Source organism: Cupriavidus sp. 2SB, from assembly GCF_005503625.1.
Classification (GTDB): domain Bacteria; phylum Pseudomonadota; class Gammaproteobacteria; order Burkholderiales; family Burkholderiaceae; genus Cupriavidus.
Window position 1 is genome coordinate 16,904 of sequence record NZ_SCMX01000004.1, and the last position, 23,497, is coordinate 40,400.

A 23,497-nucleotide genomic window follows, 5' to 3' on the forward strand; every position below is an offset into this window, starting at 1 on the left:
TTTACCCCTCGCCCAGTACCAGCACGCAGTTGCTGCCGCCGAATGCAAACGAGTTGCTCATCACATGGCGGACCGGCCGCCCCAGCGACTCGTCCGCATCCACCACGTGGAGCGCAGGCAGCGCCGCGTCCGGCGTGCCGTCCCACCAGTGCGCCGGCAGACGGCCCCGAGGGTTGCCGGTCAACGTCAGGACCATCAGCGCAGCCTCCACGGCGCCCGCCGCGCCCAGCGCGTGCCCGGTCTGTGGCTTGGTCGAACTCACAGGCACGTCCGGCCCGAGCAAGTCCATGACCGCGCGAGACTCCATGGCGTCGTTCTGCTCGGTGGCCGTACCATGCAAATTCAGGTAGTCGATATCGGCGGCTTGCAGGCCGGCGCGATCCAGCGCCTGCGCCATGGCCGTGCGCGCGCCGAAGCCCTTCGGGTCCGGCGCCGACATATGATGTGCGTCGGATGTCTCGCCCCAACCGGCCAGACGCACCGGGCCAGCCTCGCGGGACATCAGGAACAGCGCCGCACCTTCGCCCAGATTGATGCCGTTGCGATGCGCTGACATCGGATTGCAGCGCTCGGCGCTGACCGATTCCAGCGAGCGGAAGCCGGCGATTGTAAACGCGCAGAGCGTGTCCACGCCGCCCGCGATGACCACATCGGCCATACCCTGTTCCAGAAGCCGGCCAGCCGCGCCAAGCGCCTTGGCACTGGACGAACACGCCGTGGAAATCGTATAGGCGGGCCCCGCCACGCCCAGCGCCAGCGCCAGATACTGGGCGGGCGACCCTAGTTCCTGCTGGCCGTAATGGAACGCCTTCGGCCACTGGCCGGTGCGCTGGCGCTCGCGCACCGCCACCTCGCCATCGCCGATGCCCGACGTGCTGGTGCCAAGGACGATGGCCACCCGCGTGGGGCCCACGCGCGCGATGGCTGCTTCCACCGCTGGACGAATTGCAGCCAACGTATGGTGCAACAGCGCGTTGTTGCGGCTGCGCCGGGCTGGCGCCACATCTGCGGGCAGGTCCGCTGCCGTGACCACTTCCCGCACCGTGCCCAGATGCAACGGGGTGCCGGGCGTGTACCGATCGGTGGTTTCGCCGCCGCTGGGGCCATCGGTGCGCCACAAGGCGGTGCGCACGGCATCGTTGCCACTGCCGAGCGCGCAGATCACGTTCATCGCGTTCAGGTAGATCGTCATCGCGCTCCCCCTTGCTCCTGCAGCGTCCGTATCGTCAGGCGGTAGCCATCGCGGTGTTGCGCGAATAGCGTGGTCCGCGCGTCGGGATAGCGAATCTCCGCCACGACTTCGTCGCCGGCACGTAGCTGCCGCAGGCCAGCAGACGCCTCCATGCGCCAACCGGCCGGCAGTGCCGCCTGGATCGCGGCAACGGGCCATAACGACAACTGCAGATCATTGAGGATACGCTCGGGCAGCAGTTCCGGGGGGGCCCACGGTGCGCGCGTCACGCGCAGGTCGCGGCCATCCCAATCCAGCCGCGCCAGCACCTGCCCACCCGCCACGGCGGCCAGCCTTGTGTGTGCGGCGTCGGCCTCCAGCAGGGCCAGCATGTCGCGGGTCTGTTCGCCCTGCGGCGACGGGTATTGCACCGTGATCTGCTGCTGCAGTTGCAGCGTCCGCCCGAGCGATGCCGGTGGCAGGCGCAGCATTGGCACCTCGCCAGCCTGCGTACCCGACGGCGCGTCCGGACCATGCGACGCAAACGGCGCGCAGCCGCCCAGCGCCAGCATCGCTGCCAACGCCGCGCCCGCCAGCCATCGAGCGGCAGGACTCACGCCGAGCAAAGCTGCTCCAGCACGTTGAGACGGCGCTTCGATTCCGCCACGAAGGGATTCTCGCGATCCCAGGCATAGCCCGCGAGGATCGACGAAATCATCTTGCGGATCTCCGGCGCGCCCTCGGCATGGAAAATCACCTTCTGGAAGCTGCCGTCGTACCACCCCTCCACGTAGGTGCGGAAGCAGTCCACGCCTGCCTTGAGCGGCTTCGCAAAGTCCGTATCCCAATCCACCGGTTCGCCCGCCAGTTGCCGGGCCACGCACCCGGCCGCAAGGCTGGCCGACTTGAAGGCGATGGTCACGCCCGACGAGAACACGGGATCGAGGAATTCGCCTGCGTTGCCGAGCAGCGCATAGCCTTTGCCCCACAGCGAACTGACATTGGCCGAGTAGCCAACGATCTGCCGCGCGGGTGTGTCCCATCCGGCATCGCCCAGCAATCTGGCTAGCCCGGGCTCCTCGAACACTACCGTCCTGAGCTTGGCCATCTCGCCGCCCGGATAGCGGTCGAGGAACGATTTCTCCGCCACCACGCCTTGCGAGCAGCGGCCGTTCGAGAACGGAATGGTCCAGTACCACACGTCGGTATGCGCGGGATGCACGCTGATCAGGATCTTGTTGCGATCGAAGGCGCCCACGGGAATGCGGTCTTCCACATGCGTGAAGATGGCGGCACGCACCGGGAAATTCGAAGGCGATTCCAGTTGCAGCAGGCGCGGGAGGATGCGGCCAAAGCCGGACGCGTCGAGCAGGAAGCGCGGTTCCACCACGTATGCCTGTCCGTCCGGATCGCGCACTGTCACCAGCGGCTGCGCACCGCTCACGTCCACGGCTTCCACCACATGACGGAAGCGAACCTCGGCGCCCTGCTTCTCGGCTTCGCGGATCAGCACGTTGTCGAAGTCGGCGCGCTGCACCTGGTACGTGGTGCCCCAGCCCGGCGAGAACTTCTCGCGGAAATCAAAGGCCGTATGGCGCCCCGCACGAGAAAACGCCGCACCATTCTTGTACTGGAATCCTGCCTCGACCACGGCCTGCAACATGCCGGCCTCCTCGATGTACGCCATGCTCTGCGGCAGCAGGCTCTCACCGATGGAGAAGCGCGGAAACTGCTCCTTTTCGATCACCAGCACGCGGATGCCGCGACGGCGCAGCAACCCCGCCGCCACCGATCCCGCAGGACCGGCACCGACGATCAGCACCTCGACCTGTTCCTTCTTCATGTGGATCTACCCTGTTCAAGGTTGTCATGGGATGGCCCGGCCGCCGGCCTGAACCATGGCGACAGGAACCATACGGCACCCACGCCCGAGAGCATGGTCATGCCGAAGGCATGCAGTGCCGGCGTCGAGGACAATGCCAGCAGCCCGAAGGCAAGCAGCGTACTGGCCGCGCCGAGGACGATGGCGGTCCACGACACGCCATCGCCGGGATGTTCGAGCAGGAAAATGCCATAGTCGACGCCTACGCCCAGCAGCAACGCCAGCGCGAGCACGGAGAACAATTGCAGTGGCACGTCCAGCCATCCAAGCACAGCCACGCTGATTGCCGCAGCCAGCAGCGTGGGAGCCAGCGCGCGCCAGCCGCTCCGGCCATAGCGCCACGCCAGCAGCAACGCCACGCCCGCCGCGCCGGCCAGCAATAGCCAGCTCATCAGCACGCGATAGTGATGCAGCAGGCCGGACAGATCCGCCACGCGATCTACCCATTCGGCCCCTTGCACTTCACTTACCGAACGCGCAATGGCCGGCATCGCTGCCGGATTGTCGAGTCCACGCAGCAGCATCACGCTTGCGTAGCCCTCGCCTTCCCGGCCGAGCCAGAGGTGGCGCAGCGTATCGGACACCGGATTCGCCAGCCATGCCTGAAGCGTCAGCACGGCATCGCCGCGCCTGACGGGCGGTGCGGCAATGGTGCCGCCGAGCGTCTTCGCCACGCTTTGGCGCACCGCAAGTTCCTGCCGGTCCGCCAGCGCCGCATCGGCACGCTGCCGCGCGGCGGACGGCACCCAATCGGATACCGACAGGAGGCCGGCCAGCTCGCCCCGGCCAATCGCTCCGGCCAGTTTTGCCTTGACCGCTTCTTCGCGAGCCAGCACTTCGTCAGGCGTGGCGCCACGTACCAGCACGAATTGCGCGGGACTCGGCGTCCCCAGCAACCGCCCTGTCGTGCGTTGCGCTTCCACGAGTGCAGGCGGCGAGCTTTGCAGTTGCCGCAGATTGTCGACGACACGCACCTGCCACACGCCCGGCACGACAAACAGGGCCAGCATGACGAGCGCCATCCATGTGCGGCGATCGTTGCGCACGCGCGGCCAACGGGCCAGGCTGCCCGCCAGCCATGCAGTCAGCCGGGTCTGGCGCAGCGTGCCGCGATCCAGCAGCGGAAACCAGAGCGCCACAGTCAGGAATGCGCAGACCAGACCCACCGCCGAGAACAGCGCCATCTGCCGCAACCCGGGGAATGGCGCCACCCCGAGTGCCAGATACGCCACCACGCTCGTCAGCAAGGCCAGCACCAGACCGGGCAGCAAGAATCGCATCACTGCCGGTGGCGCGCTGCGCGGCATCGACTGCCGCGTCACGAAGTAATGAATACCGAAATCCTCGGCCACACCGACCAGACTTGCCCCGAACACGAGCGTCACCAGATGCACGCGATCGAACACGACCGCCGTGGCCGAAATTGCAGCCGCCGTGCCGATCAGCAGTGACAGACCCACCAGCACAATGGGCCGCAGTGAGCGGAACGCGAGCCACACCAGCAACAACACGGCGGCCAGCGATCCTCCGCCGATCACGTTCATTTCCCAGTTGGCCTGTGCGGCGGCGGCTTCCGCATGGAGTGGAATACCGGCGGCGATCACGCGCACCCCTTCGTCGCCGTGCCGCGCCGCAACCTCTGCCGTGTGCAGGAGGTCGCCATAGTCAGTATTGCCATCGACCGCGAAGGCCGGCCGGGTGATGCGATACGACAGCAACGCCCACTCCTTGCCGTCACCCGACAATGCGGCCAGGCCATCGCGTTCATGCACCCGCGTGATCGCCGCGCGCGATAGCCACCAGTCCTGCCAGAGTCCGAGCGGGTCGGCGGCCCAGTCCGTCAGGCGAGGGCCAGTGGAAAACTGATATAGCCTGGTCAGCGCCTGCTGCGCCAGCGCATCCACATTGGCATCACGCAACTGCGTGCGCTGCGCATCGGTCAGCAGGTGGTCGCGCCACGGCCGGTAGAACGCCAGCGCGGCGTCGAAATCGAAGGCGGCTATCTTGTCCACCGGTTTGAGCAGCGCCGCCTGCTTCGCCGTGACCGCGCTGAAACGCTCGGCGGCGGCGCGTGTACGTGTCCAGTCCGGACTACCGACCAGCACCACCACCTCCTGTGCCACGCCATCCGCCATTCGGCGCAGCACACGATCCGCCGTGGCTGTGCGTTCGCTCGTCGGCAGCAGCGCCATGACATCGGTATCGAGCCGCGATGCACGCCAGAACTGCAACTGATGCGCGATCAGCGCCAGCACAAGCAGCAGCCAGCCGATGGCCAGCCAGCGCTCCAGCCGCGTCAGTCCGCCACGCATCGCCACGCCGGCCGCGTCACTCAAAACGCTGCTCCTCGGCGGGCGTGAGTGCGGTGGCCGCCGCAGTGTCGATCATCCGAACCACGGTGCTGTCGCCCCCCGCCTCCTCCAGCCGGACATTGCGCACGAACTTGTCACCCGTCAGTTCGATACGGACAAAAACCCGGCGCATGCCGGCATCGGTCGGCGTCAGCGTCAACGCCCAGCCGGCCTTGCCGACCAGCTTGCCCGTCACATCGAAGCGCGCCTGCAGGCTGCGCAGGTCGCCACGCAGCATCGCGATCATGGATTCACCCACGACGCGCATCGCGGGCTGGGTATCGGATTGCATCTGCTGCTGCACCTTGCCATCGGCGCCACGCATCACCAGCCGCTCGGGCGTGACCAGCAAGCTCGATGCAATCGGCTCACGCGTGGCCCATATCACGCCTCGTCCGCGTGCCAGGACGAAATCGCCGCGCGACACCAGCGGGTTGCCGAAACCGGCCAGCTTGCGAGTCTGCTCGAACTGGCCACGAATCACTGGCGCATCGGCCAGTCGCGCGGCCACGCCGCCGAGCAGGTCTTCGGCCTGGGCGGGAACACCCACACATAACGCCGCGCCGAGCGCAAGGCAGCAAACGAAGTGGCGGCGCTTCATGGCTCCACTCCAAGTTTTTCCAGCAACACCGGCGGGCTCACATAGAGCATTTCCTGCGTCTTCATGTCGACAGCCACCTGAATCGAATACCCCTTGGTCACGCGCTGCCCCGACGCTACGTCGCGGATCTCGTAGTCGATCTTGAGCCGGTTCTCCCACTCGACAATCGATGCATGGACTTCGACGACCTGCCCGTAGACCAGCGGGCGAACGTACTTGACGCGCAGGTCAACCACGGGCCACGCGTAGCCCGACTCCCGCATCTGCGGATAGTCGTAGTCGAAGGTCTGCAGCAACGCGCAGCGCGCCACTTCAAAGTAGCGCAGGTAGTTGCCGTGCCAGACCACGTCCATGGGATCGAGGTCATGGAATGACGGCGTCAGCGTGATGGCGTGATGGAGCGCTTTGGGCATGGGAAATTGGGCCTGCCTGTCTCAAGAAGCCGCCGCCACCTGGCGACCGGCGGTTACGGGATCGTCCGCCCAGAAATCGTAGAAATTGAACCAGTCGTACGGCGACTCCAGGACGATGGCCTGCAGCCACGCGGCATAGGCCGTGGCCAATTCGACCAACGCCTCTTCTCTACGCGCGCGGCGCAGCTTGACCTCGCGTGCAAGTTCGGTGAAGCGCAGCAGATACCCGTCGCGCTGCCGGATGCAGCCCAGTGCATACAACGGACAGCGCATCAGCGATGCCAGTACGTAAGGGCCTATCGGGAACCGGGCTGGCGCCCCCATGAACGGCACCCGCACGGCGCGGCCGCCGTGGGCGGGTGCGCGGTCTCCCGCAATCGCCACGAATTCGCCGGCCTGCACCCTGGCCGATAGTTCCAGCGCCGTGGCAGGCGAGATATCGACGATCTGGTAGAGCTGTACACCCGACTCCGGATCCAGGCGCGACAGGATCTGATTGAACTGTTCCGCGTGCTGGGTGTGAACGAGTACCGTCAGCCGCATGCCGTCGCGCCGGTCGGCCACCGCGCGGCATAGCTCCAGGCAGCCCAGATGTGCGGTCATGATGACGCCACCCTGCCCCCGTGCGATCTGTTCGCGCAGCACCTCGACACCTTCGTAGCGGACATTGTCGAAGCGATACCGGCCGCCAATGGCCAGCAGCTTGTCCAGCAACGTGTCGCCAAAGCAGAACAGGTGCCGCAGCGAATGCCGCCAGGTCGGCCTGCCGCCAAACGTGCCGGCGGTCTGCTCGACCCGGGTCAGGAACGCCATCGAGGATCGGCGGGCCAGCGGGCGGGTCAGCCAGAAGTACGTCACCACCGGATAGATCACGATTCGGAAAAGGGTCCGACCGAAGATCCGATGGAGAAAATACAGGAACCAGACACCCCAGGCACACGTGACTTCGCCAATCGTGCTCCAGTGGCGCGAACGGGCGGCACCGGATGCGGCGCCAGGGCCAGTATCGGCCGGATTCACGTCACCACCTTGCGCCACAGCAGGCGCGGCATCCGCAGCAACATGCCGACGAACAGCCGTGCGTGCATGCGCGCGATGCGTACGTTGTCATGCAACAGATCGAAGTGCGATACGCCATCGGCCGGATACGTGACGCGCGTCGGGACATTGACCACCCGCACGCCGCGCCACACTAGGTGCACAGCCACCTCGGTATCGAACTCCATGCGGTGGCCCAGATTCACTTCCCGCATCAGACGCGTCACGGCAGGCAGCGGATAGACCCGCATCCCGCACATCGAATCCCGAATCTCGAAGGAGAGCGTATTGATCCACACCGAGACATGGGTCAGATAACGCCCGTACAACCTGTGCTTCGGGACGGATTCGTCATAGACGGGATGACCGCAAATCAAGGCTTCCGGAGCCGCCTCGGCCAGCGCCAGAAACTGCGGGATGCACGCGGCATCGTGCTGGCCGTCGGCGTCGATCTGTAGCGCATGTGTGTAGCCCAACTCTGCGGCAGCCCGAAAGCCCGCCATGAGCGCGGCACCCTTGCCCTGGTTCTGCGGCAGGCGCACAAGGCGCACGCGGCCCGGGTGGGCAGCGGCGAGCTCGCGAAGCACCTGCTCGCACGCCGGACCACTGCCGTCGTCCACGAGCAGACACGGTGTCGGGTGCTGAAGAATAGCGTCCACCATGGCGCCAATCGCCCCTTCGTGATCGAAGACGGGGACGAGCACCACCGGGTGAAACGCCGGACGGACCCATGCGCCTGTCGAACTCATGGCGCCCCGCGATGAAAGACGATCTTGCCGCTGGCGTGGTGCCCCGCATCGGAGCTCAGGCGGAAACCCAGCGCATGGAGATCGGCGTGCCAGATCAGTTCCACCCGCACGCGGGTGTTCGGACGAATCACGGCATGGAACTTGAGAATATCCATTCCCGCGAAGTGCTGGCGCGGCGGGACCGGCAGCTTCTGAGGGGCGAGTGCCATGACCCAGTCCACCTGGGCCACGCCTGGCACCACGGGCGCGCTGGGGAAATGACCGTCGAACACGGCAAGGTCCTCGGTCACGTGCAGCTCGGCCATGGCGGACACCGCGTCGTGCGCCAGCCAGCGCACGTCGGGCATTGTGCGGCGAAACACCTCGCGCAGCATCACTTCGGTCGTCTTGCCCTGCGCATTGCACGGCAGCGCCCCCAGAAATCCCCAACGACGTGGCAACGCCACGGGATCGATAGCGTCGGCCAGATGCCGGCGTAGCGCACTGCCCAGGACACTTCGTCCGTACGCATCCAGCTGCGCCTGCCCATCGTCCGAGAGCACTACGGCGGCGGCCACACGCACGCCGACATCCAGTTCCATCGTTACCACACGCGCCTCTCGCACCCATGGCGATGCCATCAGACACTGCTCGATCTGCGTGAGCGAGATCCGTTTTTCCTCGATCTTCACAATGCGGTCGGCCCGTCCCGCCAGCACGAAGCTGTCGTCGCCGGCAGGCAACGCCCGGTCCGCGCAGACATACCAGTTGTCGTCGGCCAGATGGGGCGACCGCACGGCCAGAAAGCCGTCCTGGAGCCGCCATGCCACGCCCGGCAGCGCGGTCCAGCGATCGCCTTCTACCGGGCGCTGGCGCCAGGCGACGCCGCCGGTTTCCGAACTGCCGAACACCTCGATCGGAGACTGGCCCATCAGGCGCAGCGTGGCGGCCGCCGCCTCGGGGGGCAATGGGCCGCCAGACGAAAAGACGGCGCGTACGACATGGCGTATTACCGGCCAGTCCAATGCATCGGGCAGCCGCTTCAGGAATGCAGGACTACTGACGAGCACGGCCGGTGTGCCACCGCTCTGGCAGGCAGCCACCAATTCCTCGTGGAAAGCGAGTCGCGAGAGCGGCATCGGCCGCCCGGCCGCCATCGGCCAGAGCACCGTAAACAGCAGTCCATAGATATGCTGATGCGAAACCGTGCACAGTACACGCGTGGTGTCGGAGCAGGTGTGGCGGAATGCCTGCTGCAGCGCGTGGACTTCGGCATCGAGTTGGCCCAGGCGCTTGTCGATCGCCTCTGGCGCGCCGGTCGAGCCGGACGTAAACAGCGTGATCCCGGTGTCCTGCGTCGCCAGATTCGGCCAGTCGCCCCCGGTATCCGTGACCTGTGCCGGGTCGGGCAACGCTCCACCCGGCAGGTTGCCGGCCCAGCCATCGCTCTGCGCACGCAATGCCACCAGTGTTTCGGGGCGGGTATCGCCGGGCAGCACCACGTGCTTGCCCGCATGCCAGGCGCCGAAGAGTGCAGCGGCAAACTCGGCGGTGTCGTCGAGATGGATCGCCCAGCGCCGCCCCGGCGCGAGAGCCAGCATGCGCCGCCATGCCGTGGCGCGCGCCAGGAACTGCACGGTATCCACGGTGCGCGCCCCGTCACACGCCACGGGATGCGCGCCATCGGCCGCGGCCAGCGCCGCCATGACGCCCCCCAACCCGGTCCACACCGGATGCCGCTCAACCATGACGATTCTCCGCGCCCCTAGCCATCACCCGTTGGCGGACGAGCCACTCACCGGCAAACATCGCGCCGATCAACCCGTAGGCGATGGCGCCGTTATAGAGCGCCCAGACGCGGTCGCTGGCCGCAAACGCCGTGATTGCCGCCATCGTGCCGTTGCACGCAAAGAACACACACCACACCTGGGTGACGCGGCGTGTGTAGGCCACCCCTCTCGGCGGCAGGTCCGGTTCCCGCATACGAGCCAGACGCTCGACAAGCGTGGGCGGATGCCACAGCGTCCAGCCGAACACGCACAGCATCGCCACATTGACGACTACCGGGTATAGCTTCAGCGGCAACGCATGATCCGACGCCATGACCACCATGGCGAGCCCGGCCGCCAGTAGTGCCACGACGCGCCAGCCGGCTTGACGGCTCGTGCCGGCGCGCAACAATGCCAGCGCCAACAGCGCCAGCGCCATCACCCGCGGCGAAAAATGCTGCAGACCGAGGTAGATCACTGGCGGATAGGACAGCGTGAGCAGCCCGAATCCCCACTTGCGCCAGAGCATGCCGGCGTCACGCGGTAGCCGGCGTGTCGATCAGTTGCGACAGCGCCAGCACAACGTCCTGCACCGTGCGCACGGACTTGAAATGCTCGGGCTTGAGCGGCTTGCTCAACAATGGCTTGAGCTTGACCAGCAAGTCCACTGCATCGATGCTGTCGATATCCAGATCGTCGTACAGGCGCGCCTCGGGCGTAATGCACGCCGGGTCGATCTCGAAGCTCTCCTCGAGGACCGCGGCCACGCGCGCGAAGATTTGGTCATGGGTCATGTCGGACTCCGTAGCTGGGCGGAAAGATCGGTGGCGGTACGTCAGGCAGGCGCCTGCCCGCGCTGCTCGGCCACGAAGGCGGCAAGTGCCGAGACGCTGGCAAAACGCGCGCGGACCTCTTCCTTGCTGCCGTTCATCGTGATGCCAAAGCGTTTCTGCAGCGCGAGGCCAAGCTCCAGCGCGTCGATCGAGTCGAGGCCAAGACCCTCGACGAACAGCGGTGCCGCCGGGTCGATGTCATCTGCGCTCACGTCCTCAAGGGACAGCGATGAGATGATCAGTTCTTTGATTTCTGTTTCAAGCGCCGTCACGGCGGATCTCCCTGGAGAAAAATTCGGATAGCGATTGCGTGAGCCGGCGCACGGCCAGACTGTCGTCAGTGCCCGGCGGCACCCAGTCAGACACCGGCACATCGGGATGCACCTCGATAACAAAGTGTGGCCGGTGCACTGGCACGTGGTACCACTTCTCGCCCTTGGTCAGCGTAGGCGGCTGGCAACGGATCACCACCGGGGTCAGCGCGAATCCACCACGCACCGCCACGTTGGCGGCGCCACGCCGCAAGGTCAGCGGACCATCGGGGCGCGTGCGCGTGCCTTCCGGAAAGATGATGAGGTTGTTGCCCGAGCGCAGCGATGCGATGCAGTCATCCACCATCGCTGCCCCGACGTCGTTACGGACCCAGCCCGTCGCCAGCACCGGCCCGCGCGTGAACGGATTGCGCACCAGCGCGGACTTGACCACGCAGTCAGGACGAGGGATCAGCGACATCAGGAACACCACGTCGATCAGTGACGGGTGGTTGGCCACGACCAGCAGCCCATTGCGGCGCAACCGCTCGCCGTGGAGCACATCGCAGCGGATCACGCCCACGGTGTGCATCAGCCAGACAAACAGCCGGAACGCATGGTGGATCACCTGCCGGCATGCACGTTGACGACTGGCATCGGACCATGGCAGCAACGACAAGACCGGAAATACGAACACCCGCAGCATCAGGCCGCCCATGCCGAAGCTCGAGAAGCAGAAGCCCGTGGCGCAAACGCGCCACATGCGGTCCAGGCGTTCAACCATGGCGTTGCCACCTCCAGATCGCGCGCTCGCCACGGTGCATCAGTTCTGGTTCGCCGGCCAGGAAGAAGCGCAATACGTCCAGGCCGTGCGGCAACACAGGATGCGCAGTGTCCGTATCCTCCGCTTCCCTCGTCCCGCGCTGCGCCACAATTTCCAGCCTCATGGCAGGGTCTCCGGCACGTGGACGGCCCATTCGCCACGCCCAACCGAAGAGGCAGCCCGGTTCATCCGCGAACTCGGAATAAGCGGCAGGCAACGGCGCGTCATAGCAGACCAGCAGCACCTCGTCAGCGCCATCGGCCAAGAGTGCAGCCGCTTCGACGACGGCCGCCTCGACGGTGTCGCACCCCGCAGCAACGGCCTGCTGGACCGAGGTCTCGCCACGATCGATCGAGAACAGGGCGCCAATTGCGTTGTGCACGGACAGCCCGAAGGCCGTCGGCGAAATTGGCGCGTTTGCGGCCAGTTCGCTCAACATCTCGAACGCGCGCTCGCTATCGCCATGGCGCGAGGCAAAAACGGAAGGAATCTGTGGAAGGCGGGAGCCGCCTTCGGACGCGGGCACCGGGGTGCCGGCTACGTCACAGACCGGAAGTAATGCAGCCTTGCCGATCGCATTGACGCGTCGGCGCAACATCGGCGCCATGGAGGAGAGTGCGGGCAAGCCCGTGCCGTCTGGTAGCCATGGCGACCGGCACCATGCCTGCCAGGCGTCAGGCGTATGCAATGCCGGCGCAGTTGCCGCCCATGCGCGAACTCCAAATTCCAATGTCATGCCGTGCGCGTCGGGTGAGTAGTAGACCCGGAACCCGCCACAGGCACGCCGCACACGGAGTGCCTGTTGACGCACGCGAAGTGCCGGCACCCGCAAGACCCGGGGATAGTTCCGTATTATTTTCCAAGCGTAGTCTCTAACTGCCACGAAAGCTGTGGCGTAACCGTAACGATCCTGCCCAAATGTAACGGGGCGGGCGCAACCTCTTGGTTGCCCCGCCCCGCGACCGTGTAGTCCGAGAATTCAGTCGGTCAAATTATGCATGCGCCGGCAGGATCTTCCCCATCACTTCTCCGAATCCCACGCGGTAACCGTCGCCCTGGCACCAGCCTGTCATGACCACGGTATCGCCGTCCTCCAGGAAACCGCGCCGGACCCCGCCAGCCAGTTCCACGGGTTCGTTGCCGTTGCGCGTGGTTTCCAGCAGGCTGCCGCACGAATCGGCCGTGGTACCGCTAATGGTGCCCGAGCCCATCAGGTCCCCGACGCGTACATTGCAGCCGGATACGGTATGGTGAGCCAGTTGCTGCGCCATCGTCCAGTACATCGCCTTGAAGTTGGTACGACATACCGTGGTGGCATCGCCGCCCTCGGGTTGCAGCGCCACTTCAAGCGCGATGTCGTAGGCGTTCCTCGCCTGCTGCCGCAGATACGGCAGCGGCTCGGGAGACTGGGCCGGATTGTCGCGACGGAACGGTTCTAGCGCATCCATCGTGACGACCCACGGCGAGATCGACGTGCCAAAGCCCTTGCTGTTGAACGGCCCAAGCGGCACATATTCCCATTGCTGGATATCGCGCGCACTCCAGTCGTTGAGAATCACCATGCCGAACATATGCGCAGGCGCGGCCTCGGTACTCACCGGGTCTCCAAGGGTCGACGGTTTTCCAACGATGAAGCCCATCTCCAGTTCATAGTCCAGCTTGCGACACGCCGTAAAAATCGGGCGCGGCTGATCTGGCAGCTTGATCTGGCCATTCGGCCGACGCAGCGCGGTGCCGCTGACCACGACCGAACTGGCACGACCGTTGTAACCAATCGGAATCTCCAGCCAGTTGGGCAGCAGCGCATTCTCGGGATCGCGGAACATGCGGCCGACATTGGTCGCGTGCTCACGAGACGAGTAGAAATCGGTATAGCCCGGAATCTCGACGGGCAGGTGCAGGGTCGCTGCAGACATCGGCACCAGCGCCTTGCCACACAGTGCCGCATTGCCCCGGAGGCTCTGGTCACCCGCTACTGACAGCAGCGCGGCCAGCCGCGCACGCGTCTCGCTCCACACCGGCTTGCCAAGGGCGATGAAGCGGTTCAGCGTCGGCGCCGCAAACGTGCCGCGCGCCGCGGCGGGCAGCAGTCCGGCATCGTCCAGTGCAGCGAGGTCAAGCACCTGGTCGCCAATCGCCACGCCTACGCGCGGTGTCTCGCCAACTTTGGAAAAAATGCCGTACGGCAGGTTCTGCAGCGGGAAATGAGTCTGGCCATCGTTGGCCGATTCGACCCAGCTGGTCATGGGGGCGGTCATATCGAAATACTCCGAGTTTCAGCGGACGTCAGGGTTGAAATGCTTCTTTAGGCCCTGCCAGCACGTGTAGTAGTTGTGTTGCAGCATGGCCGACTCCGCCGCATAGCGAGTGGGACGGATAACGCCGGGGGTTTCGAACATGAACGCCATCGTGTCCGTGATGTGGTGCGGCGCACTGGTGTCCGAGACACTGGCCCGCTCGAAGGTCTCGGCATCGGGACCATGCCCGCTCATGCAGTTGTGCAGGCTGGCACCACCCGGTGCAAATCCATCGGCCTTGGCGTCGTACACGCCCGTGATCAGGCCCATGAATTCGCTGGCGATATTGCGATGGAACCAGGGCGGACGGAACGTGTTTTCCGCAGCCAGCCAGCGCGGCCCGAAGATCACGAAGTCGACCGTATCGACACCCGGTGTGTCCGACGGCGACTGCAGCACCAGGAAGATGGACGGATCCGGATGGTCATGACTGATGGATCCGATCGTATTGAAATGGCGCAGGTCGTATTTATAAGGCGCGTAGTTGCCATGCCATGCCACGACATCAAGCGGCGAATGATCGATCTCGGCGCGCCAAAGATTGCCCTGGAAGCGCGCCACCAGTTCGAACTTGCCTTCGCGGTCTTCGTAGTGGGCAACCGGTGTGAGGAAGTCACGCGGATTCGCCAGACCGTTGGAGCCGATGACGCCAAGATCCGGCAGCCGGAACAACGCCCCGTAGTTTTCGCAGATGTAGCCGCGCGCCTCGCCATCGGGCAGCGCAACGCTGAATCGCACACCGCGTGGAATCACCACGATTTCCTGCGGCTCCACGGTCAGGCGTCCCATCTCTGTATCCACCTGCAAGCGGCCTTGCTGCGGCACGATCAGCATCTCGCCATCGGCGTTATAGAAGAAGCGGTCCTGCATCGACCGGTTCGCCATATAGAGATGGATGCCACACCCCGTTTGCGCCTCGGGTCCGCCATTGCCTGCCATCGTGACGATGCCGTCCACGAAATCCGTTGGGGCAGACGGCATCGCCGGCGGACTCCACCGCATCTGGTTCGGTGACGCCGGCACCTCGTCGAAGCGGCTTAGCCAGCGGCCTTGCGCCATCTCGACAAACGGCTTGTGCATGGCCGCCGGGCGAATGCGGTACAGCCACGAACGACGGTTGTGCGCGCGCGGCGCGGTAAAGGCGGTACCTGAAATCTGTTCGGCATAGAGACCATATGCCACGCGTTGCGGCGAGTTGCGGCCAACAGGCAGCGCGCCAGGCAGCGCCTCGGTAGCAAATTCGTTGGCGAACCCGGACATATACGCCGCTGCCTGCTGCCCGATGCCTTCAGCCGGATGAAGTTGTGCTTGTGTCATGAAGTCTCCTTCTCACCTCGCCATCAAACTCAAGCGTCGCCGAGAAAATTACGTATTGTTAAATCAATTTACCGAATCGTAATCACGCGCCTGCGCAAAGTCAAACACAACTGACACCAACACAATAGACGCACGCAGGCATCGTCAGCTGACAGGCGACGGCAACGAAACAAACGGGGAAATGTGAACGACAGGAGCGCCGCGCGAAGACGAGGACGGGCGGCCAAGAATGAATCAGGAAAACGAGATGCGCGGCGCACGGCCACGCAATATGCGCCAGCAGGGGCTGGCGGCGAAGCATATATCCGCCGAGGGCGAGCGATGACTCGCCCGCCCTCGTCGTTCAGCGCACTGTTTCGGTCAAACGGGCTTGTGGCCCTCGCCCGGCGCCGAGCCGGTTCCAAAACCACCCTGCGACGGCGCGGGCGCCGACGGGGCCTGCGCTGCAGCGGGTTGTCCCGCCATTGAGGCGGTTGTGACACCACCATTGCGGCTGGCTATGAATGCGTTGACGTCTGCAGCCAGGTGTTGCGGCGCAAGTACGACTTCAAGGCCCAACGCCTCGCATGCCGCCAGAAAGGTGGACATGCGCGGATCGGCTTGGCCCGATTCGGCCCTGAGATAGGCCTCCCGGGAAATCCCGGCCTTACGGGCGACGTCCTCCTGCTTGAGCTTGCGGGCTCGACGCAACGCACGCAGTTGCCGGAACGGTTCGCTAGCGCCTCTTGGCACGGCTGTACTGTTCATGTCGGTCTCCAGTCACCAGTGAAAAAAAAGTGCGCGGACGTGCATTCGAGTATAGAGCACGTTAAGCGTTCCGTAAGGTCTGTTGTGGAACACTTTTACAGTTTTTTAATGATGGCTTGATCTGGCCATTCGGACTCTCATCCGTACGGCTGACAAAGCACACCATCCTCCTCCGCCTTCACATAACGGAAGCGCCCGCTTTGCGTTGACGTCACATCAGTATCGTCCATGTGTGGCACAAGGCAAGTTGACAAACCGACCGGTCGTGCTATTCTCCAGCGCATGCAAAAAGGACAACTGACGCGGAGCGCAATTATCGAGCAGGCACTGCAGTCGGCCACAAAGGTCGGCTTCGAGCAGTTGTCGCTCGCAACACTTGCTGCCGACACCAACATGTCGAAGAGCGGGCTTTACGCGCACTTCAGATCCAAGGAAGCGTTGCAGGAAGCCGTTCTGGTCAGAGCCATGGAACGCTTCTCGGAAATCGTCATTCAGCCCGCCATGCGCGAGCCTCGCGGCACCGGCCGGCTGGAGAAGTTGTTCGACGGCTACATGGCCTGGTTGTCCGGCACGGTGATCGAAGGCGGATGCGTGTTCATGGCGTTGTCCCAGGAATACCGGGATCGTCCCGGCGTCATACGGGACAACGTTGTACAGGCATTCAAGGATTGGCACAGCACCATCGTACGGGTGGTTCTGGATGCAGTCGATGAAGGGGATCTGCGCCAGGATACGGATCCGCGCCAGTTCGCATTCGAGATGGCTGGCATCGGGATGTCGTTCCAGTCATCGCTCAGGCTGATGGGCCGGGGCGATGCGGCAGGGATGGCGCGAAAGGCCTTTGGGCGGCTCGTCAATGACGTCCGTGAGAATTGCCCTGGGTCGCCGGCCCGCGCAGAGTAGTACTACAGGAAACCGGCTAACGGGATTGACAACGCTGCAGCGAGGGCATTCGCGCAGTGTATCCAACGGCATTCTTGCCGGTTTTTCTTGCCCAAAAAATAGCACGACTGGTCGTTCCCTTACGCGAAAAAAGTCGGACCGGCTGCAGTCATATTCTCGTCAGCCATCATAAAGAAGCTGTTGGAGGTGCTCACCGTGCCGCAAGTGTTGTCATCTGCATCCGTCGACCCTGCATCCGAACCCGGGCAGGTACCGTTTCGCCTCCGTCATCGACTCACCAACACCTTGACGTCCGGGTTGTTGGCGTGGCACCGCCTGCGCTGGCAGACCGGCAGCCTGTTTTTTCCCGACGCCACGTCGCGCGCGCTCGAGAGACTGTGGTTTTCGCCTCCACGCGAACGCATCCCGGCGGAAGGTTTGCGATTGCTCGATGCTGCACGCACAGAGTGGGCACTTGTAACGGGGCAAGGCGGCAGCCGCCGCGTGCGGGTATATCGCTGGGGAAGCAAAGGACCGGTCGTGGTACTCGCCCATGGATGGGGCGGCAATGCGGGACAGTGGCACGCCATGGTTGGAAAGCTGCTGTCGGCGGGCATGCGTGTCGTGGCTTTCGATGCGTTATCACATGGCGCGTCGGACGCAGGCGCCCGTGGCCAGCGGCAAACCTCGATACTTGAAATGACGCGCTCGCTGTTGGCGGTCGCGTGGCATGTTGGACCGGTGCACGCGGTCATTGCGCATTCGCTGGGCGGTGCCGCCGCAGCGCAGGCAATCCGCGAAGGTCTTCCAGCCCGTGGCGTGGTCATGATCGGCTCGCCTGCCGACATGCACGATGCCTGCTCGGCGTTGGCCTGGCAGCTCGGCATTGCGCCCAGGGTTCTGGCGCGGATGCAGCGAAACAGCGAACAATGGCTCGGCACGAGTTGGTCGACGTTCAATGTGCCAGATATCGGACGCGCGCGGCCGGTGCCTCCCGCCCTTGTCATTCACGACCGCCATGACAAAACCGTGCGTTGGCAGGATGGCGCAGCCATTGCCGGCGCTTGGCCGGGCGCCCGACTCCTGACAACCGAAGGGCTGGGCCATCGTCGCATCCTGGCCGACGATGCTGTGCTCGGGCATGTCGTCGATTTCGTCGGCAATCTCACTACCAGATCTGCCTTGCCCCTGGGCCGTTAGCGCCACAGCGACCCCTGCTCGTTGGAGACCATGAATCCGGGGAGAGGGACTTGCCGAAAGGCAGGCCCTCTCCCCGGATTGTTTAGGTCCTTCGTTGGCGGTTAATTGCACGAAGTCTACGAAGCCAGTCGGGTGCGTGCCTCGGAACAAGCGCAAAAAAGCCCGCACGCGGCGGGCCTGGGACAAACGCCTCTCGCGAGGCGACTACTATTTGTTCACGTCAGATTCTCACGCATCGCGCGGCATGCCAATCGGCGCGCTGTCTTGCACGGTTTTTCGTGCATGCGCTTCGCGCATCGGCTTGAGGACAAACACCGCCAGGAGCGCCGAGAGCGCGGCCATGCCCGAAGCCAGCATGAACACGGCGTGCCAGTCGCCCGTGGCGGCCGTGATGACGCTGGAGAAAGGCACCAGCAAGGCTGCCGTTCCCTTGGCGGTGTAGAGCATGCCAGCATTGGTGGCAGCAAACTTCGGGCCGAAGGTATCGCCGCAGGTGGCAGGGAAAAGGCTGTAGATCTCGCCCCAGGCAAAGAACACGATGCCAGTCAGCACCACGAACGCCACCGGATCATGACCGTACTTGGACAGTAGCAGGATACCGACAGCTTCCACGGCGAACGCGATGAACATCGTGTTTTCACGTCCGATGTGGTCGGAGATCCAGCCGAAGAAGGGGCGCGTGACCCCATTGAGCACACGGTCGATGGTCAGGGCGAAGGTCAGCGCCGGCAGAGTCAGGCCGAGGATCGACACCGGCGAATCGTGCAGGCCAAAGTCCTTGGCGATCGGACCGAGTTGCGCCGTCGCCATCAGACCGCCTGCGGCCATCATGACGAACATCGCATACATGACCCAGAAGATGGGCGAGGACAGAACCTGCCGGGGCGACGCGTTATACGTCGCAGCCGACTTCAGCGTCGCCTTGACGTCCGCCATCAGCTTCGCGGGCGGCGGCAGCAGCGCCAGGCCAAGCAGCACCACGATGATGCCCTGCCCCAGACCGAAGTACAGGAACGTTGCCTCATAGCCACTGGTCTTGATCATGTTGGCGATCGGCACCACGGTAGCCGCAGAACCCGCTCCAAACCCGGCCGCTGTAATACCCGCCGCCAAGCCACGACGATTGGGGAACCACTTCAGCGCATTGCCCACGCAGGTGCCATATACGGCGCCGGCACCCACGCCACCAATTGCAGCGGCAACGTAGAGCATCGGCAGAGATCCAGCTACCGAATTGAGGACCCATGCGATCGCACATAGCAACCCCCCGCCCACCACAACCGGGCGCGGACCGTACTTGTCGACCAGATAACCTTCGATAGGGACCAGCCAGGTTTCGGTCACCACAAAGATGGTGAATGCCACCTGAATGGCAGTGCGGCCCCATTGGTGTTTCTCGTCAATGGGGTTGACGAACAACGTCCAGCCATACTGCATGTTGGCGATCATCGCCATACAGATCACGCCGAATACAAGCTGCATCCACGGCGAACCATACCAGGACGCTTGCGCGCCTGCGCGTTGCTGACTTTCCATGGTGGTGTCTCCTTCTGGCGGTGTGTCCCGCCGTTGCGGAATGGCATCTACGTTGGATACCGGTGGTGTTTTGATATGTCTTCTGGTGTTTCTTTTAATCCTGCTTTTACTGCTTTGCTTTTGTTTTTGGACTGCCCTTCTGTCCTGCTGCCTCGAACAGCTGAGCCGTTCTAGTGCTATACAGTATGTGGTATATCACCGAAGTTCAAGGGCCTTGGAACGTGTGCCTGACTGGTACAGCGGACATTCGAAAGCACGCATGATCATCGCAACGCGGACTGGTGCGTCGGGTGCATCAAATTCCTTGGGCGGCTTGTATCGCTCCCCTTTCAGATCAATTACTTAGGGATCTTTTTCGCATGAATGCATCATGCCGAAGCTGGAGTGGAAATTGGTGCGGCGCATGTTACGGAATACCCGCGATAGGGTAAGTCCCGAGCAATGCGAGAACAAAAAAAGCAGGGAAACGAACGAGTGGAGCGATATACCGCGCTGCGTCGGGACCTGAGATCCGCAGGCGCAGGGGCATAAGAAGCTGAAGAAACGGCCGCGAGGAAAACTGACAAACCACTTCAGTTCAGGTGTTGCCGGCCGCTACAGTGGACCCGAACTTGATACTTGGTACAGCGATAAAACCGAGCGATCAGGCGTGCAGGAAACGCGGTTGCAGGACGGTGTCCGAAACCGAGCTGCCGATACCGGTATCGCTCTCTTCGGAACCCAGGCCAGCGAAGCGTCCGTGCTCCTGAGCTGTGGTAAGCAGGCCCATCGGCACGAGCGTGGCGAGGACATACGTGACGGTAACGCCAAGGGAAACCACACCAAGGGCCAGGATAGTAAGCAGCGTAGCGTTCATGAAAACTCCTAAGTGATGAAGATCAAGGTGGATTCATTATATGCTGCACTGCGAGGTCTGTAAATATTTGGTATGTGGTATATCAGTAGAGGTCTGCGCCTAAAAAGACAACGCACCCCGAGAGGTGCGTTGGTCATCACAACAATATGAATAAAATCCGCTTTATCAGTCGCTTTCGTGATGAATTCAGCCTATTAAGGCACTAAAAATAATGCGGCGGCGCATCACATGAATCCGTTTCACGATCTCACCCTACTTTCTTCAACAGCCCGGTGTCGTATTCCTGTGCACGAAGGTTGTCCCAGATGGCGGCAGCGTTAGGTTTTAGCGATCGGGACTTGCGCCGCACGAGCATGACGTTGGACGTCACCTGCGGACGCAAAGGGCGAAGCACGGCGGCGGGCGCCATACCGCTGGCCTGGGCACGCGACGGCACGACGCCAATGCCGAGTCCCATCGCAACCATCCCGAAAATAGCGGCGAAGTGTCCGAGCAATTGCAGCGAGCCTGGCCTGACGTGATAGGTGGACAACGCGCGGTCCACCGCCGGCTGTACGCCCGAATTCTGATCGAGGGTCAGCACCGAGGCGTCGGCCAGTTCGCCCCAGCCCACGGACTCCCCCGCTGCCAGCGGATGATCCGCGGGCAATACCGCCTGCAGTGAATCGATGCACAGCGGTTCGCAGTACAGGTCATCGCACGGCGCCGGGTTGCTGGCGATACCGAAATCCACCTCGCCGCTACGCACGCTCTGCAGGACCGAGTCATGCGATTTGTCGCGCAGCGTAATGCCGATGCCGGGCCAGGCCTGCCGGCAACCCGCCACCCACATTGGCACCGACATCGAGGACGTCACCGGATCGGTCGCAATCTGCACGGTGCCCTGGCTCGGCTTTCCCGTTCCATGACTCTCCCGCAGGGTTTGCTCCACCTCTTCTATCAGGTGGCAAATCCGCTGGGAGAGCGTCTCGCCGGCATCGGTTAGCTCCACCTGGCGAGTCGTACGATCGAACAAGCGCTGGTCGATTTCTTCTTCGAGTTCGCGCACGCTACGGCTGATGGCCGATTGCGTCAGCCCCAACTCCGCCGCGGCGCGCGTAAAACTCTTCTGGCGCGCCACAGCGGCAAATGCCTTCAACTGCGGAAGCGAAACATTCATGGTGCCGCTCCTTGCTGGCTGTCGCCGTGATAGTGCGGTGGTACGGCTACAAAGTTGTAGGTGGGTAATACCTGCTTAGTCGCCCTTGCCTGCCGACCAGCCCGTTGCGTACCCGCCCGCATCGCTGACAGGTTTCGCAGCGGCATGTCCCGTGATGAAGCGCTGGCGCATGGGCTGCAATACGAATTTCGCCGATAGCCCCGCAGCCACAGTCATCGCGGCTGCTACGGCGAAGACGAGGTTCCATCCGCCCGTATGCGACAGCACCGATGCCAGCGGCACCAGTATCGCGGCTGTCCCCTTGGCCGTGTAAAGCGTGCCGGCATTGGACGCGGCGAAGCGGCTGCCGAACGTATCTGCACACAACGCCGGGAAGATCGAGAAGATCTCGCCCCAGAACAGGAACACCAGCGCGGCGAAGAACATGAACCAGTACGGGTTATGTCCCATCTCCAGCAGGCCGATCAGCGACAGGCCCTCGCCAATGAAAATCACGAACATCGTATTCTCACGACCGATGCGATCCGAGATGAGGCCGCACAACGGCCGCGTCAATCCATTGCAAAGGTTGTCGATGGACAGTGTCATCGTCAGCAGCGGCAACGTCATGCCCAGCATCGTGATGGGCATCGTCGCGAAGCCGAAATCCCGGGCAATCGGTCCAAGTTGCGCGGTGGCCATGATGCCGCCGGCTGCCACGGCCACGAACGATGCATAGATCACCCAGAACACCGGTGTACGCACCATCTGGCCCGGCGTGAACTCCACGGGGTTGGTCAGGATGGCCTTGTTGGCCTTCAGCCCCTTGGGCGGGCGTGGCTTGACCAGTAACAACGCCATCGCAAAGATCAGCACGCCCTGGATGATGCCGAACGTGCGGAACGCATGCTCGTATCCGGACTTCTCGATCATATTTGCAATGGGAATCACCGTGAGGGCTGCGCCGGCGCCAAACCCTGCAGCGGTGAGCCCGGCTGCCAGCCCGCGCTTGTCCGGGAACCACTTCAGCGCGTTGCCCACGCACGTGCCATAGACACCGCCTGCGCCGATCCCGGCGAGCACGGCGCCGGCATACAGCATCGGCAGCGACGTGGCATAGGAATTGAGCACCCAGGCAAGACCTGCGCAGATGGCGCCGCCGGCCACTACCGGCCGGGGTCCGAACTGGTCTACGAGCCAGCCTTCCAGCGGCACGAGCCAGGTTTCGGTCACGATAAAAATGGAAAAGGCGACCTGGATCGCAGAGTCGCCCCAATGGTGCTTGGCGTTCATGGGATTGACGAACAATGTCCAGCCGTACTGGAGGTTCGCCACAAGCCCCATGCAGAGGATGCCGATGAAAAGCTGGAACCAGCGATTGCCCAGCAGGCCGCCTGAGCGGCCGCCGTCTTGATTAGCCGTGACGGCGTCTGCCGCATCGAAGTGCGCCATGTCGTGTCTCCTTGCATTAGTGTCTTCGCGCTCTGCGGCGCGAGTGCTGGGCTGGCCTGTTTGGGGAACCGCCCGTTTTTTTCACTACTGAATGAGCGCGCCTGACATTGCGGCACGAATTCGTGCATTGATGCTACTTCAAACTTAGATCAGCACGTCATAAAGTTTTTTATTATGATCATTGACGATCCTTTATAGATTGCAGGAATCCA

At 63.6% G+C, this 23,497-nt stretch carries 23 protein-coding genes; 2 read left to right on the forward strand and 21 right to left on the reverse strand.

Features of this window, described 5'->3' with window-relative positions; translation table 11 throughout:
* Position 1 precedes the first annotated feature (1 nt).
* The 17 genes from FFS21_RS02770 to FFS21_RS02850 form a co-directional block, all read right to left on the reverse strand.
* Entirely contained in the window at positions 2–1,192 is a 1,191-nt protein-coding gene (locus FFS21_RS02770; RefSeq protein ID WP_137923413.1) for a beta-ketoacyl-ACP synthase, read from the reverse strand.
* On the reverse strand, positions 1,189–1,788 hold the full coding sequence (locus tag FFS21_RS02775; protein ID WP_249359069.1) for a DUF3261 domain-containing protein: 600 nt from the start codon (positions 1,786–1,788) through the stop codon (positions 1,189–1,191). The genes FFS21_RS02770 and FFS21_RS02775 overlap by 4 nt, the downstream gene beginning before the upstream one ends.
* A complete protein-coding gene (locus FFS21_RS02780; RefSeq protein WP_137923414.1) occupies positions 1,785–3,014 on the reverse strand; it encodes an NAD(P)/FAD-dependent oxidoreductase in 1,230 nt (409 codons plus the stop codon). Before FFS21_RS02780 ends, FFS21_RS02775 begins: the two co-directional genes overlap by 4 nt.
* Entirely contained in the window at positions 3,011–5,389 is a 2,379-nt protein-coding gene (locus FFS21_RS02785) for an MMPL family transporter (protein WP_249359071.1), read from the reverse strand. Before FFS21_RS02785 ends, FFS21_RS02780 begins: the two co-directional genes overlap by 4 nt.
* Entirely contained in the window at positions 5,382–6,005 is a 624-nt protein-coding gene (locus FFS21_RS02790) for a LolA family protein (RefSeq protein WP_137923415.1), read from the reverse strand. Before FFS21_RS02790 ends, FFS21_RS02785 begins: the two co-directional genes overlap by 8 nt.
* Positions 6,002–6,418: an acyl-CoA thioesterase gene (locus FFS21_RS02795; RefSeq protein ID WP_137923416.1), complete on the reverse strand. Its 417-nt coding sequence runs from the start codon at positions 6,416–6,418 to the stop codon at positions 6,002–6,004. Before FFS21_RS02795 ends, FFS21_RS02790 begins: the two co-directional genes overlap by 4 nt.
* A gap of 21 nt (positions 6,419–6,439) precedes the next feature.
* Positions 6,440–7,438: a lysophospholipid acyltransferase family protein gene (locus tag FFS21_RS02800; RefSeq protein ID WP_137923417.1), complete on the reverse strand. Its 999-nt coding sequence runs from the start codon at positions 7,436–7,438 to the stop codon at positions 6,440–6,442.
* Positions 7,435–8,205, reverse strand: coding sequence for a glycosyltransferase family 2 protein (locus tag FFS21_RS02805; protein ID WP_137923418.1), 771 nt, complete (start codon positions 8,203–8,205; stop codon positions 7,435–7,437). Before FFS21_RS02805 ends, FFS21_RS02800 begins: the two co-directional genes overlap by 4 nt.
* The gene (locus tag FFS21_RS02810; protein WP_249359074.1) at positions 8,202–9,932 is read right to left on the reverse strand and encodes an ApeI family dehydratase; all 1,731 of its coding nucleotides are present in this window, start codon (positions 9,930–9,932) and stop codon (positions 8,202–8,204) included. The genes FFS21_RS02805 and FFS21_RS02810 overlap by 4 nt, the downstream gene beginning before the upstream one ends.
* Positions 9,925–10,482, reverse strand: a complete 558-nt coding sequence (locus FFS21_RS02815; protein ID WP_137923419.1) for a COG4648 family protein — start codon at positions 10,480–10,482, stop codon at positions 9,925–9,927. Before FFS21_RS02815 ends, FFS21_RS02810 begins: the two co-directional genes overlap by 8 nt.
* A 7-nt stretch (positions 10,483–10,489) precedes the next feature.
* Positions 10,490–10,747: an acyl carrier protein gene (locus FFS21_RS02820; protein ID WP_137923420.1), complete on the reverse strand. Its 258-nt coding sequence runs from the start codon at positions 10,745–10,747 to the stop codon at positions 10,490–10,492.
* 41 nt (positions 10,748–10,788) lie between these two features.
* Positions 10,789–11,058, reverse strand: coding sequence for a phosphopantetheine-binding protein (locus FFS21_RS02825; RefSeq protein ID WP_137923421.1), 270 nt, complete (start codon positions 11,056–11,058; stop codon positions 10,789–10,791).
* On the reverse strand, positions 11,045–11,821 hold the full coding sequence (locus FFS21_RS02830; protein ID WP_137923422.1) for a lysophospholipid acyltransferase family protein: 777 nt from the start codon (positions 11,819–11,821) through the stop codon (positions 11,045–11,047). Before FFS21_RS02830 ends, FFS21_RS02825 begins: the two co-directional genes overlap by 14 nt.
* Positions 11,814–12,596 (reverse strand): beta-ketoacyl synthase chain length factor, encoded by a 783-nt coding sequence (locus tag FFS21_RS02835; RefSeq protein WP_137923423.1) that lies wholly within the window; start codon positions 12,594–12,596, stop codon positions 11,814–11,816. The genes FFS21_RS02830 and FFS21_RS02835 overlap by 8 nt, the downstream gene beginning before the upstream one ends.
* Before the next feature lie 256 nt (positions 12,597–12,852).
* Entirely contained in the window at positions 12,853–14,118 is a 1,266-nt protein-coding gene (gene fahA / locus FFS21_RS02840; RefSeq protein ID WP_137923424.1) for a fumarylacetoacetase, read from the reverse strand.
* An 18-nt stretch (positions 14,119–14,136) separates the two neighbouring features.
* Positions 14,137–15,474 (reverse strand): homogentisate 1,2-dioxygenase, encoded by a 1,338-nt coding sequence (gene hmgA / locus FFS21_RS02845; protein WP_137923425.1) that lies wholly within the window; start codon positions 15,472–15,474, stop codon positions 14,137–14,139.
* Positions 15,475–15,834: 360 nt separating this feature from the next.
* Positions 15,835–16,221: a helix-turn-helix domain-containing protein gene (locus FFS21_RS02850; RefSeq protein ID WP_137923426.1), complete on the reverse strand. Its 387-nt coding sequence runs from the start codon at positions 16,219–16,221 to the stop codon at positions 15,835–15,837.
* A gap of 282 nt (positions 16,222–16,503) precedes the next feature.
* Between FFS21_RS02850 and FFS21_RS02855 the strand changes: the two genes are divergently transcribed.
* Positions 16,504–17,124: a TetR/AcrR family transcriptional regulator gene (locus tag FFS21_RS02855; RefSeq protein WP_137923427.1), complete on the forward strand. Its 621-nt coding sequence runs from the start codon at positions 16,504–16,506 to the stop codon at positions 17,122–17,124.
* Positions 17,125–17,301: 177 nt separating this feature from the next.
* Entirely contained in the window at positions 17,302–18,303 is a 1,002-nt protein-coding gene (locus FFS21_RS02860; RefSeq protein ID WP_370459363.1) for an alpha/beta fold hydrolase, read from the forward strand.
* A gap of 228 nt (positions 18,304–18,531) precedes the next feature.
* Here FFS21_RS02860 and oxlT (FFS21_RS02865) read toward each other — a convergent pair whose 3' ends face one another.
* From oxlT (FFS21_RS02865) to oxlT (FFS21_RS02880), 4 genes are all read right to left on the reverse strand, one after another.
* Positions 18,532–19,839 carry an oxalate/formate MFS antiporter gene (oxlT, locus tag FFS21_RS02865; protein WP_137923429.1) on the reverse strand — a complete coding sequence of 436 codons (1,308 nt, stop codon included), beginning with the start codon at positions 19,837–19,839 and terminating at the stop codon, positions 18,532–18,534.
* Positions 19,840–20,482: 643 nt separating this feature from the next.
* Positions 20,483–20,695: a hypothetical protein gene (locus FFS21_RS02870; protein ID WP_137923430.1), complete on the reverse strand. Its 213-nt coding sequence runs from the start codon at positions 20,693–20,695 to the stop codon at positions 20,483–20,485.
* Between the two features lie 247 nt (positions 20,696–20,942).
* Positions 20,943–21,854, reverse strand: coding sequence for a LysR family transcriptional regulator (locus tag FFS21_RS02875; protein WP_137923431.1), 912 nt, complete (start codon positions 21,852–21,854; stop codon positions 20,943–20,945).
* A 75-nt stretch (positions 21,855–21,929) separates the two neighbouring features.
* Positions 21,930–23,285 carry an oxalate/formate MFS antiporter gene (gene oxlT / locus FFS21_RS02880; protein WP_137923432.1) on the reverse strand — a complete coding sequence of 452 codons (1,356 nt, stop codon included), beginning with the start codon at positions 23,283–23,285 and terminating at the stop codon, positions 21,930–21,932.
* Positions 23,286–23,497: the final 212 nt, after the last annotated feature.